The following is a 16,543-nucleotide window of genomic DNA, read 5'->3' on the forward strand; positions in this document are numbered from 1 at the left end:
CCGGGTCGAGGTTGTTCATCAGCATGCGCAGCGGCGCTTCGGTCAGCCAGCTTTTGGCGTTCAGTTGGGTGCCGCGCGGGGCACGGATTTCGACGTCGCGGAATTTGGTCACGGAAGGCTCCTTCGCTTGCTCGGATCGTTCAGCCGGTGAGGGCTTTGGCGGTTCGTTGGACAGTTCCGAAAGTCTCGAAACCATCATGTCTATGCTTGTATGTACAAGTATAAGCAAAGCAAGGGCCAACCTTGTTTGGCGGTGCTGATCGCCCACCAGAACAATCAATTAAGCTATTGATTAATAAAAATAAAAATAGGAAAACATGAAACGAGCAGGAGCTGACAGAAAGCGCCGTCTGACAGACAGCCGCACCGGAAGAAGGCTTCCGTGCACCGTTTCGTAGCCTTCGGTAACACCGCTCGCTACGAAGAGACACAGGTTGTATAGACAAGCATGAGGACGAAGGAAAGTACGCCAGCGTCAGACCACGAGCACTGACAGGACAAGGGGAAGAAAAGCGTCCAGCACAATGACCACTCTTCAGGCACTCGCTCACTTCAACGCTGCATCGATCCTCCCCACCGCCTGGGGCGTCACCCATTTCGACCACAACGCCCGGTGCTCGCGGAAGAACTTTGCCCGCACGTCCGCCACGTTCCGATGATGCTGCGCCATGTCTGCGAGCAGCGCGTTGAATATCGGCAGCGGCAGCTCGACCTGCTCGAACACCTGCACCAGTTCCGGCGCCTTGTCGTGGAAGTCGCGCGACACGCCAATGCTGATCTTCGCCGGTAGCGAGCGAGAGCCCTCGGGATTGGGGTTGTTCGGGTCGGTCAAGGTCTTCCAGGCCTCCTCACTGAACGGTGGCTCCTCCAGCTGCACCAACTTGAAGCGCCCCAGCAGCGGCGTCGGCGCCCAGTAATAGAAGAGCACTGGCCGGCCCTGTGCGATGGCCGAGCTGATCGCCGCATCCAGCGCCGGGCCGGCGCCGGTACGGAAGTTCACGTAGCTGTCAGTCAGCCCGTAGGCCTTGAGCTTCTGTGTGTTGACGATCTCGCAGGTCCAGCCGGTGGGGCAGTTGTAGAAGCGGCCCTTGTCCGGCTCCTCGTCATCCTTGAACAACGCCTTGTAACGGGGCAGGTCGCTGACGGACTTCAGGCCCGGCGCGGAAGCCTTGATGCCGCGCTTGGCATCGCCGTGCACTACATAATCCGGCACCCACCAGCCTTCGCTGGCGCCCTTCACTGTCTCGCCCACGGAGAACACCTGGCCGGCCTGTTCGGCCTGCTGCCACACGGTACTGCGCCCGGCCCACTGCTCGCCGGTGACCTGGATGTCGTTCTGCTTCAGCGCGTTCTCCATGGTCACCGTGTTACCCGGCACGGCGTCGGTCTGACAGCCGTAGCCCTTCTCCAGGATGAAGCGCAGGACCTCGGTGGTGAACATCCCGCTCTCCCAGTTCAGCCCGGCGAATACCACGGGTTTCGGATAGGGACAGCCGGCAGCAAGGGTCTGGGCGCACAGGCCGAAGGCCAGTAGCAGCGCGAACAGGCAACGGGGGGCGGACATGGGCGACTCCGGACGCGTTGGTGTCCTTAGGGTTTAGCCGCCGCGGCGCGGTTTGCCCACAACCATCGGACTGGAAATGCCACCGGGGGTGACATTCACTTTCTCCCGAGCGGCCTCTCAGCGCGACCGGCGACGAAGGCATGGGCCCTGGCGCACCATGGCACAGAGATTGCTATACCTGTATATACAGGAACTATCCACGGTAACACTTCACCGAATCCAGGATGCCGACATGCCCGCAACCCTGATCCTGACGCCCGGCCAGTTCGACCTCGACCAACTGCGCGCCATCTACCAGCACCAGCCCGACCTGCAGCTTGCCGACGAATGCCGCGAAGCCATCCTGCACAGCGCGCAGACGGTCAGCCAGATCATCGCCGACCAGCGCACCGTGTACGGCATCAATACCGGTTTCGGCCTGCTGGCGCGCACCTCGATTCCCGAGGAGCAACTCGCCACCCTGCAGCGCAACCTGATCCTTTCCCATTGCACCGGCACCGGAGCGCTGCTGGACGACGCCAGCGTGGCGCTGATCATGGCGCTGAAGATCGGCTCGCTGGCGCGCGGCTTTTCCGGCGTCAGCCCGGCGGTGATCGAGACGCTGCTCAAGCTCTACCGCGCACGTGTCTACCCGTGTATTCCATCCCAGGGTTCGGTGGGCGCCTCCGGCGACCTCGCGCCGCTGGCGCACATGTCCGCGATCCTGCTGGGCGTCGGCCAGGTGCGCCATGAAGGGCGCATCCTCGAAGCCAGCGAAGGCCTCGCCATCGCCGGCGCCGAGCCGCTGGTGCTGGGCCCGAAGGAGGGCCTGGCGCTGATCAACGGCACCCAGGTTTCCACGGCTCTGGCCCTGCGCGGGCTGTTTGCGGCGGAGAAGCTGTTCATCTCCGCGGTGGTGGCCGGCAGCTTAAGCGTGGAAGCGCTGAAGGGCTCGTTCGTGCCCTTCGATGCGCGCATCCAGGCCGTGCGTGGCCAACCGGGACAGATCACGGTCGCCGCGTTGTACCGGGAACTGCTGCACGACAGCCCGATCAACCAGTCGCACATCGACTGCAAGCGTGTGCAGGACCCGTACTCGCTGCGCTGCCAGCCACAGGTGATGGGCGCATGCCTGGACCATCTGCGCTTCGCTGCTGGAGTTTTCCTGCGCGAGGCCAATGCGGTTTCCGACAACCCGCTGGTGTTCAGCGCTGACGGCGACGTTCTGTCAGGCGGTAACTTCCACGCCGAGCCGGTGGCCATGGCCTCCGACGTGCTGGCGCTGGCAATCTCCGAGATCGGCGCGCTGTCCGAGCGGCGCATCGCCCAACTGGTGGACCCGGCCATGTCCGGCCTGCCGGCGTTCCTGGTCAAGGAAGGCGGGCTCAACTCCGGCTTCATGATCGCCCAGGTCACCTCGGCGGCGCTGGCCTCGGAGAACAAGACCTGGGCGCACCCGGCCTCGGTGGACAGCCTGCCGACCTCGGCCAACCAGGAAGACCACGTCTCCATGGCCACCTTCGCCGCCCGCCGCCTGCAGGACATGGCCGCCAACAGCGCCGGTGTGGTCGCCATCGAACTGCTCGCCGCCGCGCAGGGCGTGGACTTCCACGCGCCGCTGCAAAGTTCGCCGCAGTTGCAGGAAGTCCGCACGCTGATCCGCAGCCAGGTGCCGCACTATGAGCAGGACCGCTACTTCGCTCCGGACATCGCCGCCGCGCGGGCGTGGGTCGAGGATGGGGTGATGAGCCGCTGGATTGGCTACGAGCGGTTGTATTCGTAACCCGCCCTACGGATCAACATCCCGCCAACAACAAGGGCGCCGAGGCGCCCTTGTTGTTCATCGCGGATCGAGTTCGATCACGCAGATATCTGCACTTCCCGCCATCGCCAGCCGCCACTCCCGCAGAACGCCCGCACCTTCGGCAATCAGCGTGTCATGCAGCCCCAGCACCCCGGCGGCCTCGCCGTTCAGACTGGGGTGAACCCCCTCGCCCGTACTGAACAACAGCACCGTGGAAGCGCTGCTGAAGAAATGCGCCTCGCGGTCCAACCGCAGCCACTGCAAGCGTGCCCGGTAGCGAGTGGGCGAATAGATCAGATTGAAGTCACGAATCGCGCCGCCCAGCAGCGTACAGTCCACCGCACTGGCGCCATCGAAGGCGAAGGCATCGAGTGCGCGCAGGTCGCGGGAATCGATGCCGTCCACGCTCAGCCGCATACCCTCGCCTTGCAACACGCTGATGACGCGCTGGTAACCGGTGAACGCAGAGAACGGCCCCGGCGCCCCTACGTCGGCGATGGACACGCGCCAGCCGAAGCCTTCCAGGCCATCGCCGGCATCGCGGACGATCTCGCGGGTCGTGCCCGCGCCGTTCTTCCAGGGCATCGCCGGGTAGTCGGCGGCGCGCAGAATTCGCACTTCACTCATGAACTGAATCGTCCTTCCAGGCGGTAGCGCGAACCCGGATAGAGCAGGCGCGCGCTGGTCACGGTATTGCGTCCCGACCAGGTGCGCCGGCGGATCAGCAGGCATGGCTCATGGCGGTCGACGGACAGCAGCTTGCATTCCTCGGGGCTGGGCAGCACCGCCTCGACCACGTGCTCGCCCTCGCTCAGCGGGGCGACCTGGGTGAGGTAGGCGAAGGGCGTCTGCCCGGTGAAATCCTGCTTGAGGTAATCCGGCGCCACGGCTGCGTTGACGTAGCGGTCCTCGATCTGCACCGGGATATCGTTTTCGTAGTGCACGATCACCGAGTGGAAGATGCGCTGGCCCTCGCGCACGTCCAGCGCCAGCGCGCGCTCGGCGCTGGCCAGCTCTTCCACCAGACTGATCACCACGAGGTGGTGCTTGTGCCCGCGGGCAGTGATTTCCTCGGCGATGTTCTGCACCTGGAACAGCGCCGACTGGCCCTTGGGCTCGGCGACGAAGGTGCCGACGCCCTGCATGCGCACCAGCAGGCCGTCGGCAGTCAGCTCGCGCAGCGCGCGGTTGATGGTCATGCGGCTGACACTCAGCTCGGCAACCAGCTCCGCCTCGGACGGCACGCGGTGGTGCGGCGGCCAGGTTCCGGACTGGATCTGCTGGATGATCATCTGCTTGACGCGAGCGTACAGCGGCGCGGGAATTTCCCCCATCTGCGCGGCGAGCGACGAACCCTCGGCGGGCGGGGTAGGCGTGGGCGATGCGGGCACGGGAAACTCCTTGTCGTGGCGACGGTGTTCTTTCTATGGAGGGCGACTGCGGTCTGACTCCGGCATGTACCGGATTCGACCCGTGCATACAAGTCCTCTGACGACCGCCGGGTTGCCTTGCAGTTTACGGCCCCGGCAAACGTCTGTATATGTATATACAAATTCCAAGAAACCTGCGAGGACCTCCCGCATGTCCGTTCTGTTCGCCGAAACTGCACTGCTGCCTTCTGGCTGGGCGCGCAACGTCCGCTTCGAAATCGATGCCGCGGGCCAGTTCACCGCGATCACCCCGGACGCCAGCGCAGAAGGCGCCGAGCGCATCGCCGGACCGGTCCTGGCGGGCATGCCGAACCTGCACTCCCACGCCTTCCAGCGCGCCATGGCGGGCCTGGCGGAAGTTGCCGGCAACCCCAACGACAGCTTCTGGACCTGGCGCGAGCTGATGTATCGCCTGGTCGGTCGCCTGTCGCCCGAGCAGGTCGGGGTGATCGCCCGCCAGCTGTACATCGAAATGCTCAAGGCCGGTTACACCGGCGTCGCCGAATTCCACTACGTGCACCACGACATCGACGGCCAGCCCTATGCCAACCCGGCGGAACTGGCGCTGCGCGTCAGCCAAGCCGCGGCGGATGCCGGCATCGGCCTGACCCTGCTGCCGGTGCTCTACTCCCACGCCGGTTTCGGCGGCCAGTCGCCGAGCGAAGGCCAGCGCCGTTTCATCAACAGCACGGACAGCTACCTGAAATTGATCGACGGGCTGCGCACGCACCTGGCAGACCAGCCGCAGCAGGGCCTCGGCCTGTGCTTCCACTCCCTGCGCGCGGTGACACCGCAGCAGATCACCGAGGTGCTGGGCGCTGATTCCAGCGGCTGCCCGGTGCACATCCACATCGCCGAGCAGCAGAAGGAAGTCGACGACTGCCTGGCCTGGAGCGGTCGCCGACCACTGCAGTGGCTGTACGAGAACGTCGCGGTGGACGAACGCTGGTGCCTGGTCCACGCCACCCACGCCGAACCCGACGAAGTCACCGCCATGGCCCGTAGTGGTGCGGTCGCCGGCCTCTGCCTGACCACCGAGGCGAACCTGGGCGACGGCATCTTCCCGGCGGTGGATTACCTCGCCCAAAACGGCCGCTTCGGCATCGGTTCGGACAGCCATGTATCACTGAGCGTGGTCGAGGAACTGCGCTGGCTGGAATATGGCCAGCGCCTGCGCGACCAGCGCCGCAACCGCCTCTACGGCAAGGACCAGCCCATGGTTGGCCGCACCCTGTTCGATGCCGCCCTCAGCGGCGGCGCACAGGCGCTTGGCCAGCCCACGGGGGAACTGGCTGTCGGCAAGCGCGCCGACCTGCTGGTACTCAACGGTGGCGACCCTTACCTGCAAACTGCCCGTGGCGACGCGATCCTCAACCGCTGGCTGTTCGCCGGCGGCGACCGCCAGGTACGCGATGTGATGGTTGCCGGGCAATGGCGTGTGCGCGAAGGCCGGCACGCGCTTGAAGAACAAAGCGCCCAGGCGTTCGGTGGCGTCCTTCGCGAGCTGCTGGACTGACAGCCCCTGTAGGAGCGAGCTTGCTCGCGAACAGCCTTCGCTGCGAGGCGAGTTCGCGAGCAAGCTCGCTCCTACGAAAAGCCCGCGCCGGCAATACCGCGCGAAATACCCGCCATGAAAAAACGCCCCGAGGGGCGTTTTTTATTGGGCCGCCGAACTGGAATCGGCTGCCCGCCAGATCAGGTCGTCGGTCTGGTAGCCGCGCTCATGGGCCAGCCCCAGCAGCTTCATGCGGGTGGCATCCGGCACCACCAGCTTGCGCGACAGCAGCCAGAGGTACTCGCGATTCGGGTTGCCCACCAGCGCGGTCTGGTAATCGTCGTCGACGTAGAGTACCCAATAGTCACCCTTGGCGAGCCCCGGGAAGATCCGCGTGAAGGTGTTGTCGAAACGCACCCAGAGCTTGTCGGTGCGGCCCGGCACCTGCGCTTCGGCGCGGCCGGTGGCCTGGTCCCATTCACCGTCGGTGGTCAGGCAGCGATTGGTCACCGCGATGCTGGAATCAGGCTGCAACCGATAGTGGGCTTCCGACTGCGCGCAGTGGCGCTGGAAAAACATCGGCTTGCGCGCCAACTCGTACCAGGTGCCCTCGTAGCGCTTGAGGTCGACCTGCACGGTCTGCGGCGGTTGCGGCGAGGAACCGGCACAACCGCTCAACGCGGCGAGGCAGGCCAACCAGATAAGGGATCGACGCATTGCGTTGCTCCTTGGCTGCCCGCCCCGTCCCCCAGGCCTACTTCAGGCCCTGGGCGGAGAACAGCAGCACTTTGTCGCCAGCGTACTGGATGCTGATGAAAGCCTTCTCGTCTCCCCAGGTGCAGCTGGAAACCCCCAGTGCGCCGGAGCATTCGGCAGGCTTGCCGAGCAGGCTTTCCACCTCGGCCTTGCTCATGCCGGTTTTGATCTTGGAATAGTTCTCCTGGTTCACTTTGCTGCAAGCGGCCAGGACGACACAGAACGCGACGAGCGCGAGGCGGCGGAAAGACATCGACAACTCCATTTTTTGGGGGCAGACCAACAAGCTTGGCACAGAGCGACCGGTTCGGCCGCCGGGTTGGAGTCAGAAACGTGAGCCAGGTTCCGTGAGGAACTGTACTTCTTCGACCGTGGATTCGCGGCCGAGAATGGCGTTGCGGTGGGGGAAGCGGCCGAAGCGCTTGATCACCACCTGGTGCTTGCGCGCATAGGCGAGGTAACCAGCGAACAGCACCTTCTCGCTCTCGCTGGATTCGCCCTGCAATTCCTCATACAGGCGCACTGCCTCGTTCTGGCTGGCCAGATTCTCGGCGTGCTCCAGCACGATGTAGACGAACACTCGCTCGATGCGCGGCAACTGGCGATCGAAACCGGCCTCCAGCCCCTGGCGCACCAGTTGCTGGGCGCGGGCATCGCCGGCGTAGGCGCGCGGGGAATCACGGAAGATCATCCGTGGCAGCTGGTCCAGCAGCAGGATCAGCGCCAGCCAGCTCTGCGGCTCGCGCTCCCACTCCTGCAGACCACCGTCCAGGGCCTGGCGCACCAGGCCACCGAAACGGTTTTCCGAGTCCACGTCCTGGCAGGCGCTCTTGCCGAACCACAGGGCGTTGCGCTGGGCGGCGACTTCGTTGGCGTCCAGCGCGTTGCCGAACCACCAGTCGAGCAGCGACTGCCAGGGCGCGGCGCTCATCAGCCTTCCTGGTGGTAGGCGGTGGCGCGTTCGACTTCTTCCTTGGAGCCCAGGAACACCGCGACGCGCTGGTGCAGGTTTTCCGGCTGGATGTCGAGGATGCGCTGGTGGCCGTTGGTGGCGGCGCCGCCAGCCTGCTCGATGATGAAGGACATCGGGTTGGCTTCGTACATCAGGCGCAGCTTGCCGGGCTTCTCCGGCTCGCGGGAGTCGCGCGGGTACATGAACACTCCACCGCGGGTCAGGATGCGGTGCACGTCGGCCACCATGGAGGCGATCCAGCGCATGTTGTAGTTCTTGCCCAGCGGGCCTTCCTTGCCGGCCAGCAGTTCGCTGACATAGCGCTTCACCGGAGCTTCCCAGTGGCGCTCGTTGGACATGTTGATGGCGAATTCGGCGGTGCTGGTGGGCACGGTGATGTTCTCGTGGGTCAGCACGAAGCTGCCCAGTTCGCGGTCCAGGGTGAAGCCCTTCACGCCATTGCCCAGGGTCAGGATCAGCATGGTCTGCGGGCCGTAGATGGCGTAGCCGGCGGCGACCTGGGTGGTACCCGGCTGCAGGAAGGCTTCCTCGCGCAGGCTGTCATTCTGGCTCAGGTACTCATGCGGACAGCGCAGCACGGAGAAGATGGTGCCGACCGAGACGTTGACGTCGATGTTGGAGGAGCCGTCCAGCGGATCGAAGACCAGCAGGTAGGCGCCCTTGGGGTACTTTCCCGGAATCTGGTAGGGATGGTCCATCTCCTCGGATGCCATGCCGGCCAGGTTGCCGGCCCACTCGTTGGCCTCCAGGAGGATCTCGTTGGAGATCACGTCCAGCTTCTTCTGCACTTCGCCCTGCACGTTCTCGGTGCCCATGCTGCCCAGCACGCCGCCCAGGGCGCCCTTGGAGACGGCATGGCTGATTTCCTTGCAGGCGCGCGCTACTACCTCGACGAGGAAGCGCAGGTCGGCCGGGGTATTGTGACTGCGGGTCTGCTCGATCAGGTAGCGGCTCAGGGTAACGCGGGACATGGAAGGCTCCAGGGGAGAAGAGGAAAAAAATCAGGGCGCATTCTAGCGTGGAAACGACCGCGATGCCTCCTTGCACAGCGGCTCACCGAATGCTTGGAGCCCGCCGCTCACGGGCAGTTCCCCAACGCCGGTCGGCCCCGCGACCTTCGGCCGCGCGGCGAGCGGCCCACGTGAAAGAAAACGGGGTGACGGCCGCATCCGCCCGTCACCCCGCTCATTCACCTCAGGCGATCAGAAGTCCAGGCTCAGCGCCAGGTTCACCCCCTGTGCCAGGTCGTCGCTGCTGCGGTGTGCGCTGTAGCCGCCGCGCAGGGTCAGCTCCGGGGTCAGCTTCTGGGCGACGCCAATGGTGGCGCGCTGCAGGTGACTCTGCGGGGTATAGCCCTGCAGGCTGAAGCCGATGTCCGGCAGGCTGGTGAAGTTCATGCCGACGTTCTGGGTGTCGTCGGCATATTCCCGCTCTACCGCGACTTCACCGAACAGCTGGGTCTGCGGCGATACGTCGAACTTGCCCTGCAGGCCCACCCCGAGGCGCCGGGAGTAGCGATTCTGCTCGTCATAGGCCAGCGCGGTGGAACGGCCGCTGCCCTCTTCGTAGCTGTCCACTTTCACCCGCGCCCAGTCCGCACTGACGAAGGGCGACAGGTGCCAGTTCTCGCCGCCCTGGGCAATGTCGTAGCCCAGGCGACCGCTGAAGGCCAGCAGGCTGCCGTCGGTGTCGGCCTTTTCCTCGACTTCGTGGTTGATGATGCTGAACTTGCGATTGGCATCGTCGAAGTCGAGCTTGCCGCCAGTGATAGAGGCGTCGGCCCACCAGCGGTTCTGCTGGAACTGCACGAACAGGCTGCCCAGGTAGCTGTTGAGCTTGTAGTCGGAGTCGTCGGAACCCAGCTCCAGTTTCTGCCGGTAGAAGCCCAGCGAGCCACCGACGCGCCAAGCGTCGTCGAGACGATAGCTGGTGCCCAGGGTCAGGTTGGCGCCGTAGCCGGAGCCGTCGGCCGCGCTGTCCTGGTCGTCGTAGTCCAGGTGCTGCGCGCCGCCGCTGACGAAGCCGCGCCACTGATTCACGCCCTGCCAGCTTTCCCAGTCCGCCAGCCACTGGCTGCGCAGTTGGTCCTGGTAGGCGTTGTACGTACCCAGGGCCATCTCCGGCAGCATGGTTGCTTCCCACGGGGCAGAGAGCACCGAGTAGGCATAGTCGGCAATCAGCGTCTGGCCGGCGATGGTCGGGTGCACGCCGTCGTTGAAGATCAGCTTGGTCGGATCGAGGCTGCTGCCGTGGCGACCATACACAGCGTTTTCGGGGCAGCTGTTGCCGCTGAAGCAGGTGCCGATCAGGTTCTGGTCGGTGGCCAGGCCATAGGCGCCCGGGTTGGCCAGGACTTCCTTGAACATCGCCGGGATGTTCAGCGGGATGACGTTGGCATTGGAGGCGGCCAGCTGCGCGGCCAGCTCCTCGTTGAAGATGCCCGACAGCTGGGTGCCAAAGGATTCCAGCACGGTGCCGTTGGTGGCCGGGGTCTGGCCGAGGTCGGGCAGCAGCCAGACCATGATGTAGCGCGCACCGGCGTTGTGCAGCGCATCGACGCTGTCCACCAGGCGGCCGGCGGCGGCGCGGGCCGTGGGGTCGTCGGTGATGCGGAACTGGAGGAAGTCGTTGCCGCCGCCGGTGAGGTAATACAGTGCGTTCGGGTCGGCGCGATTGTTCACCAGGTAGCCATCACGGGTACGGCTGTTGGAGCCGGAGGTGACGACAGAGCCACCGGGCGCGGTGATGGAATCGTAGATCTGGTCGGTGCGATAGCCGCCGACTGCCCAGTTGTTGCCGTCTACGGTGCCGGGGACCAGCGACGTGGAGGGGTTCAGGTCGGCGCCATTGATGCCCAGCTTGCCGCCCAGGATCATCGGCGCCGTGGGGCCGAAAATCTCGCCGCTGCCGTCCAGGTAGGTGGGGCCGACGCGGTTGGTGAAGCGGGTGCTGGCACCGGCAGGGCCGCCGGCGTCGGCGAACTGTCCGGAATCGCTCAGGCTGTCGCCGAAGACGACCATGGTGGAATACGGCGAAGGGGCTGCGGAGGCCTGTGCGGCAATGGCCATCGCGCACGCAGCCGCCAGCGGGGTGAGCGCCTTTCTGATCATTCTGCTACTCCATGCTTTGTTGTTATTCGGTAATCAGAACAACCAAGACAGTATCAGAATTTCTATAGGCGACACCCCTATCTTGCGGCGATCCGCGTCGATCAGCTGGCCTGGCGATTGCTCCGCAGCAGGCTCAGCGCCATCAGCGCGAGCAGGCCGACGCCCGCCAGCAGCAGCGCCCACAGGCCGTAGCGTTTCCAGTTTGTATCGGCCTTCGCCTCCTTGGCCGTCGCGGGTGTGGCAGGAGCCTGAAGAGTGCCCTTGAGCCGTGCCTCGCCCACGCCCGCCAGGCGCTTGGGCTCGTAGCCGGGCACCAGGGTGGTCAACGGCAGGCTGCCATCGGTGATCGAACCGTTGCCCACCGCCAGCTCATAGGGCGCACCGCCGCGGGCGAGGAACACCAGCTCGCTGGCGCGCACGCCCACGCTCAGGTGCGCTGTCGAGCCGCCGAGGCCACCACCGCGCGAATCCACTTGCAGGCGCAACTGGCCCAACGTGCTGCCAGGCAGCTCCAGCTCTTCCTGGGTAATCTCGCCACCCTGCCCCGGCAGGCGATACAGCACGCCGCGCGCCAGCGGGGTCCACTGCACGTTGCCGTCGTGGCGACCAGAGATGACCACCGGCGCCAGGGTGTTGTCCTGCTGCAGAGGAATCCGCACGCGCTCCACCGGCAGCGCCAGCGGCAGGCTCCAGTTGAAGTCACCATTAGTGTCGGCCTTGGCCGCCAGCGGTTCGGACCAGAGCATCGGCACCGGGCCGCTACTGCTGCGGCTGCCACTGAGCGTGGCGCCCACCAGTTGCGCGGCCTGCTCCGGCGACTCCCACCACAGGCGCAGGTAGCGCGCTGTTTCGCCCGGCAAGGCGATGTCGTTCTGCTCGATACGCTGGCCGTTGAAGTCCAGCCGCGCCAGTTGTCCCTCGCCCAGCGAGCGCCAGTGTTCGAGGTCGTCGCTGGCCTCGATGCGCAGGCGCTGGAAGCCGTCGCTGTCGGCCGTCCAGTCAAGCTGCAGGCGGTCCAGCGGCAGGTCGCCGGCACCGGTCTCCAGCAGCCAGCCGCGGAGCACCTGAGCCTTGTCCGGCGTCGGCGCATTCGGGGTGATTTCCAGGATGGTGCCGGTGGTGCTGCGGACGATCTTCAGGTTGTCGCCGGCCGCACTGCCGGAGGCTCCCCGCAGCGGGAAGATGCGCGCCTGCACTTCGCTGCGCACCTCTTTCTCGCTCGCCGCGCTGGTGCGCAGGCTGTAGGGCAGCGCCTCGCCCTCGGCGTTGAAAATGCGCACGTCGCGCAGGTCACCATGGCGGGCCGCGAACAGCACTTCGATGGGCAGTTGCACGCGGTACCAGGGGCCGTTGCCGGAAACCTCCAGCGGCACGCGACTGGCGAAATCCGCCGGCGCGGGCGCAGCACTGGCGTGATTACCCAGCAGGCACGCGCCGATGAAAAGTACGAGTGTCTTGAGCTTCATGCGGAGGGTTGCTCCTGTTGCGATGACTCTTCGGGCACAGGCCGGCGCGGCGGCAGCGGCGCGAAGTAGCCGACGATCAGCATCAGCACACCGACACCGATGAAGGAAATGATGCGTTCCAGGCTGCCGCCACTGGCACGGTCGACCAGGAACAGCTTGATCACCACAACGACCAGCAGCACCGCGCCGACCAGCCAGAAATCACGCCGGCCACGCAGGTGCCCGGCGATCATCAGACCCAGTGCGATCAGCGCCCAGACGATGGACAGCCCGGCCTGCACCAGCATGGACTGGCTCAGGGCGTCGAACTCGAACGGCACGCCGCCCCAATGGTGCGCGGTACGGCACACGGCCATGGTCAGCAGGGCAAACAGCGAGGCGCCCAGCAGCGCCTGCACCGGCAGGCGCAGGGTGGATTCGGCCACGCCCAGTTGCGGCAGGCCCAGGCGCGTCCACTGGAAGATCGCCCCGAGCACGATGAGCATGCCCAGCTCCAGCGGGTTCAGCAGCGGCAGGTACGGCAGCGGGTCGGCCGCGCCGTTGCTGAACAGGTTGACCAGCCAGAACCAGCCCAGTAGCGCCAGGGCTACCGGAGCGGCGGCGATGGCGCGGTACTCGCGCTCGAAGGCGGCCACCGGCCACGGCAGGCGCGCCACACCGCCCATGAGGATCAGGAACAGGCTCGGTACCAGCGCCCAACCCAGCCAGCGCCAGGCGTTGTAGTGCTCGGCCAGGGCGAAGAACAGGTAGCGCAGCTCCAGCGCCAGCACGCCGAGGATCAGCCAGCAGCCCAGCACATGGGCCGTGCGCGCGGCCAGGCGCGGTAGCAGCGCATCGAGGCGACGCAGTATGAGGAAGTGCACCACGAACACCGCCAGCCAGCCAAGCCAGCCCAGCTCTGCCAGCGGGTGGTACTGCAGGTTCCAGGCACTGGCCAGGGCCACTAGCGACATCGGCACCAGCGCCAGGCACAGCAGCGCCAGCGCGCGCCATTGCTCGCGGCGCGCCAGCAGCGACCAGAAGCCCACGCTGATCGCAGCCACCAGCACCGCCACGTGCTCACGCATCTCGCCGGGCACGAAGCGGGCGATCTCCCACAGCGCGGTCAATGCCCACCAACCGGCGCCCCAGACCAGCAGCAACTGCGAAAGCTGCTCCAGCCCAAGACCACCCAGCGCCAGGTTGCGCTCGCGCTCGCTGGCCCGGTGCAGGCGCCAAGCGCCGACCAGAGCGGCCAGCGCCAGCACCGCCGGAGTCCAGAAGCCCATGTGCGCCAGCGGCTTCAGGCCCTCGCTGGGCAGGTCGCCGAACAGCGCGGCGCCACCGAAGAGGAAGGCGCCCGCGCCAATCACCTGCAGCACCAGGCCGAAGACGAAAGCGGCGCGTTGCTGCAATTGCAGGCTCAACCAGAGGATCAGCAGGCCGCTGCCCGCCCACACCGCCGCCGCCGCTTGCCACGGCAGCACGAAAAGCACGGCGAGGTTGACGAAGGCCAGGCCCAGCAGCAGGACCACGCTCAATCCCAGCACCAGCCGGCGGTCGTCGCGGACCATGGCGTCTCTCGCAGCGACCAGCATGCCTGCGATCAGCGCGAGGCCAATCAGCGAGGCCGTGACCAGCCCGCGCCAGCCGGAGCCCAGCACCCCGCCGCCCTCCTGCGCGCCATGCAGATGCAGGAGGAACACCGCTCCGCCCAACAGCTGCACGGCAAATGCGCAGGCCAGGAAAGTGCGCGAGCGCAGGCGCAGCGCGGCGAACAGCGTGGCCAGCCCGGCGATGGCCCAGGTCATGGCCGTGCCGTCCGCGCCCAGCAGCAGGGGCGCGATCAGGTAGAGGAAGGCCAGGCCGAAAGCTGCCAGGACCGGACGCGCACTCGGCTCCCAGTTGCGCAGAATGTGTGGATCGGCATTGCGCAGGTTCCAGAAGCTGAACAGCAATGCCACACCGAGCATCAGCGCGCCCAGCGGTGCGCCTTCGAGCAGCGTCAGCGATTGCGGGTCGGCATGCAGCCCGGCGAGGAACGCCAGCGCTGCGCCCACTTGCAACAGCAGGGCAAAAATCCGCGCCAGCGGCCGCTGCTGGCGCAGCCCGAGCCAGAAGATACCGGCGCCTTCCACGGCCCAGGCGGCAGACGTCCAGCGCGCGTCCAGGCCCAGCGGAATCGCCAGGGTGCCGAATACCACGCCCAGCGCCAGGCAGGTTTCCACCAACAGCAGCGCGCGGCCGGCAGTGCGACCGGCCAGCACGCGGGCGAGCACCATGTAGAACAGGCCCAGCGCCAGGGCGCTGAACGCAGCGCCGAACTCCAGGTGCTGGATGATCCCGTACTGCAGGCCGAAGCCCGCCAACGGCGTGCCGAACAGGATGGTGCCGTCGACGTAGTCGGTCTGCCGCGCCGACCAGCGCAGCAGCGCCTCGCGGGAGTCATCTTCCGGCGCGCCAGCCGCCTCGCGCAGGCGCCGGCGGGCGAACAGCAGGCCGATGGCGACGTAGGTGAGGAAGAACAGGACCAGGAACGGCTCGGTGGTGGCGAACAGTTCCGGCTTGTAGGAGCGCAGCCCCCAGGCGAGACCGATACCGAAGGTGCCGAAGAAGCCGATCAGGTTGAGCAGGCGCCAGGCCTTGAACCAGGCGATGGCGAAGATACCGGCGTTGAGCAGGGCGAAGTAGCTGAACAGCGCGACATGGCTGCCGCCGCCGGTGGAAGCCAGGATCGGCGCGGCGAAACCACCCAGCACGGCAGCAGCGGCGAGGCCCAGCGCATCCTGGAGGATGGCCAGGATCGCCGAGAACAGGGTGACCGCCACCAGCAGCACGAACCCGGCCTGCGGATCGATCAGCACTTCGCCGTGGTTCATCGCCGGGTACAGCTTGATACTGGCGAACACCGTCAAGTAGAGCACGGCGATACCGGTGCCCTGAAGGATCAGCGCATAGGCCGGGCGCCGATGACGCAGCCACCAACCCAGGCCGAGCAACGCCAGCGCGGCGGCGGCGGTGCCGATGTACGGCCCCTGCGGCGGCATGGTCATGCCCTCGGTGGCGTAGCGCAGCAGGAAGGCCAGGCCGAGGAACAACAGCAGCACGCCGACGCGCAGTACGGTGTTGCCGCCGAGCAGCCAGTCGCGGGCGGCCCCGAAGGCGCGGTCGAACAGGGAGGGAACTGGCGGTTGTGGTGGCACCGGCGGGGCGGCAGGAGCCGCGTGTGGCCGAACCTCGGGCTCTTCGACACGCACCTGGGTTGCTGGCTTGTCCAGGGGTTCGAGCACCAGGTCCGACCACTCGACAGCTGCTTCCTCCCGCGCAGCAGGCGCTAGGGCGGGCGCCAGCTCGTCGGCAGGCAGCTCGATACTCCACTCCAGCTCGGTGGCAACAGCTTCGCGGGTGGGTGCCTCGAATTCGGGCTCGCCGTCGGCGTCTGCCTCAGTCTTGGACGCAGCAACGGGCATCTCGGGCGCGGTGTACTCGACGCCGGCCGGCGGCACCTGCCCGGCCGCGCCGCGCTCCACCTGCAGCAGCCGCTCATAGAGAGCCTTGGTGCCCTGGTCGAAGCGCTCGCCAAAAGCCTTCAGCTCACCACGAAGGCTGGCGTTCTCCCGTTGCAGGCTGTGCAGCGCGAAGGTCTGCCCCAGCGCGAGGCCCATCACCGCGCCGAGTACCGCCCCGGTGATCGACTCGCCCGCAGCGGCGCCGATGACCAGGCCGACCAGCATGAAAATCCATTGCATGCTTTCGAATCCTTGAGGTTCTGTGCGAATCCATCCCGATCCGGACGCGTACGCCCGGACAGCTGAGTATATCGGCCCGGCTCCCTGGCCTGCGTCCACGATCTCACAGCTTCGAATACTCTGACGTCGGAAGGTGTCGTTCGGCCACGCCCCGTGAAAAAGTCAGAAATTTCCTAAAAGGTGACACTTAGCTGTAGGAGCGAGCTTGCTCGCGAACCGCCCAGCTCCGGCGTTACCG

Annotated in this window: 13 protein-coding genes; 2 read left to right on the forward strand and 11 right to left on the reverse strand. The window is 66.3% G+C overall.

Features of this window, described 5'->3' with window-relative positions; translation table 11 throughout:
* Positions 1 to 112: hypothetical protein (locus tag A9513_RS36255; RefSeq protein WP_176707303.1), on the reverse strand; the 112-nt coding region annotated here is incomplete at its 3' end.
* 435 nt (positions 113 to 547) lie between these two features.
* Positions 548 to 1,564, reverse strand: a complete 1,017-nt coding sequence (locus A9513_RS32395; RefSeq protein ID WP_089285856.1) for an ABC transporter substrate-binding protein — start codon at positions 1,562 to 1,564, stop codon at positions 548 to 550.
* 232 nt (positions 1,565 to 1,796) lie between these two features.
* Between A9513_RS32395 and hutH the strand changes: the two genes are divergently transcribed.
* Positions 1,797 to 3,326, forward strand: coding sequence for a histidine ammonia-lyase (gene hutH / locus A9513_RS32400; protein WP_065086476.1), 1,530 nt, complete (start codon positions 1,797 to 1,799; stop codon positions 3,324 to 3,326).
* Between the two features lie 57 nt (positions 3,327 to 3,383).
* Here hutH and A9513_RS32405 read toward each other — a convergent pair whose 3' ends face one another.
* Positions 3,384 to 3,974 carry a HutD family protein gene (locus A9513_RS32405; protein WP_024766667.1) on the reverse strand — a complete coding sequence of 197 codons (591 nt, stop codon included), beginning with the start codon at positions 3,972 to 3,974 and terminating at the stop codon, positions 3,384 to 3,386.
* The gene (gene hutC, locus A9513_RS32410) at positions 3,971 to 4,681 is read right to left on the reverse strand and encodes a histidine utilization repressor (protein WP_065086557.1); all 711 of its coding nucleotides are present in this window, start codon (positions 4,679 to 4,681) and stop codon (positions 3,971 to 3,973) included. Before hutC ends, A9513_RS32405 begins: the two co-directional genes overlap by 4 nt.
* Before the next feature lie 247 nt (positions 4,682 to 4,928).
* Here hutC and A9513_RS32415 point away from each other — a divergent pair, with 247 nt between their 5' ends.
* Positions 4,929 to 6,293 carry a formimidoylglutamate deiminase gene (locus tag A9513_RS32415; RefSeq protein ID WP_024766666.1) on the forward strand — a complete coding sequence of 455 codons (1,365 nt, stop codon included), beginning with the start codon at positions 4,929 to 4,931 and terminating at the stop codon, positions 6,291 to 6,293.
* A gap of 141 nt (positions 6,294 to 6,434) precedes the next feature.
* Here the strand turns inward: A9513_RS32415 and A9513_RS32420 are convergent, their stop codons facing one another.
* The 7 genes from A9513_RS32420 to A9513_RS32450 all read right to left on the reverse strand — a co-directional run bounded on the left by A9513_RS32420 (position 6,435) and on the right by A9513_RS32450 (position 16,305).
* Positions 6,435 to 6,989 carry a lipocalin family protein gene (locus tag A9513_RS32420; RefSeq protein WP_065086477.1) on the reverse strand — a complete coding sequence of 185 codons (555 nt, stop codon included), beginning with the start codon at positions 6,987 to 6,989 and terminating at the stop codon, positions 6,435 to 6,437.
* Between the two features lie 37 nt (positions 6,990 to 7,026).
* Positions 7,027 to 7,281, reverse strand: coding sequence for an outer membrane protein assembly factor BamE (bamE, locus tag A9513_RS32425; RefSeq protein WP_024766664.1), 255 nt, complete (start codon positions 7,279 to 7,281; stop codon positions 7,027 to 7,029).
* 72 nt (positions 7,282 to 7,353) lie between these two features.
* Entirely contained in the window at positions 7,354 to 7,959 is a 606-nt protein-coding gene (locus A9513_RS32430) for a DUF924 family protein (RefSeq protein ID WP_038803535.1), read from the reverse strand.
* On the reverse strand, positions 7,959 to 8,972 hold the full coding sequence (locus A9513_RS32435; protein ID WP_024766663.1) for a class 1 fructose-bisphosphatase: 1,014 nt from the start codon (positions 8,970 to 8,972) through the stop codon (positions 7,959 to 7,961). The genes A9513_RS32430 and A9513_RS32435 overlap by 1 nt, the downstream gene beginning before the upstream one ends.
* A 231-nt stretch (positions 8,973 to 9,203) precedes the next feature.
* Positions 9,204 to 11,111 carry an esterase EstP gene (estP, locus tag A9513_RS32440; protein ID WP_065086478.1) on the reverse strand — a complete coding sequence of 636 codons (1,908 nt, stop codon included), beginning with the start codon at positions 11,109 to 11,111 and terminating at the stop codon, positions 9,204 to 9,206.
* Positions 11,112 to 11,212: 101 nt separating this feature from the next.
* Positions 11,213 to 12,577: a DUF3999 domain-containing protein gene (locus tag A9513_RS32445; RefSeq protein WP_065086479.1), complete on the reverse strand. Its 1,365-nt coding sequence runs from the start codon at positions 12,575 to 12,577 to the stop codon at positions 11,213 to 11,215.
* Positions 12,574 to 16,305, reverse strand: a complete 3,732-nt coding sequence (locus A9513_RS32450; protein WP_065086480.1) for a DUF2339 domain-containing protein — start codon at positions 16,303 to 16,305, stop codon at positions 12,574 to 12,576. The genes A9513_RS32445 and A9513_RS32450 overlap by 4 nt, the downstream gene beginning before the upstream one ends.
* Positions 16,306 to 16,543 lie beyond the last annotated feature (238 nt).

Source organism: Pseudomonas sp. AU12215 (assembly GCF_001675465.2).
Lineage (GTDB): Bacteria > Pseudomonadota > Gammaproteobacteria > Pseudomonadales > Pseudomonadaceae > Pseudomonas > Pseudomonas nitroreducens.

Coding starts and splice junctions, on each gene's coding strand:
- bamE (WP_024766664.1), bottom strand. CDS start 7,281: ATGTCTTTCCGCCGCCTCGCGCTCGTCGCGTTCTGTGTCGTCCTGGCC.
- estP (WP_065086478.1), bottom strand. CDS start 11,111: ATGATCAGAAAGGCGCTCACCCCGCTGGCGGCTGCGTGCGCGATGGCC.
- hutH (WP_065086476.1), top strand. CDS start 1,797: ATGCCCGCAACCCTGATCCTGACGCCCGGCCAGTTCGACCTCGACCAA.
- A9513_RS32435 (WP_024766663.1), bottom strand. CDS start 8,972: ATGTCCCGCGTTACCCTGAGCCGCTACCTGATCGAGCAGACCCGCAGT.
- hutC (WP_065086557.1), bottom strand. CDS start 4,681: ATGGGGGAAATTCCCGCGCCGCTGTACGCTCGCGTCAAGCAGATGATC.
- A9513_RS32405 (WP_024766667.1), bottom strand. CDS start 3,974: ATGAGTGAAGTGCGAATTCTGCGCGCCGCCGACTACCCGGCGATGCCC.
- A9513_RS32430 (WP_038803535.1), bottom strand. CDS start 7,959: ATGAGCGCCGCGCCCTGGCAGTCGCTGCTCGACTGGTGGTTCGGCAAC.
- A9513_RS32395 (WP_089285856.1), bottom strand. CDS start 1,564: ATGTCCGCCCCCCGTTGCCTGTTCGCGCTGCTACTGGCCTTCGGCCTG.
- A9513_RS32415 (WP_024766666.1), top strand. CDS start 4,929: ATGTCCGTTCTGTTCGCCGAAACTGCACTGCTGCCTTCTGGCTGGGCG.
- A9513_RS32450 (WP_065086480.1), bottom strand. CDS start 16,305: ATGCAATGGATTTTCATGCTGGTCGGCCTGGTCATCGGCGCCGCTGCG.
- A9513_RS32420 (WP_065086477.1), bottom strand. CDS start 6,989: ATGCGTCGATCCCTTATCTGGTTGGCCTGCCTCGCCGCGTTGAGCGGT.
- A9513_RS32445 (WP_065086479.1), bottom strand. CDS start 12,577: ATGAAGCTCAAGACACTCGTACTTTTCATCGGCGCGTGCCTGCTGGGT.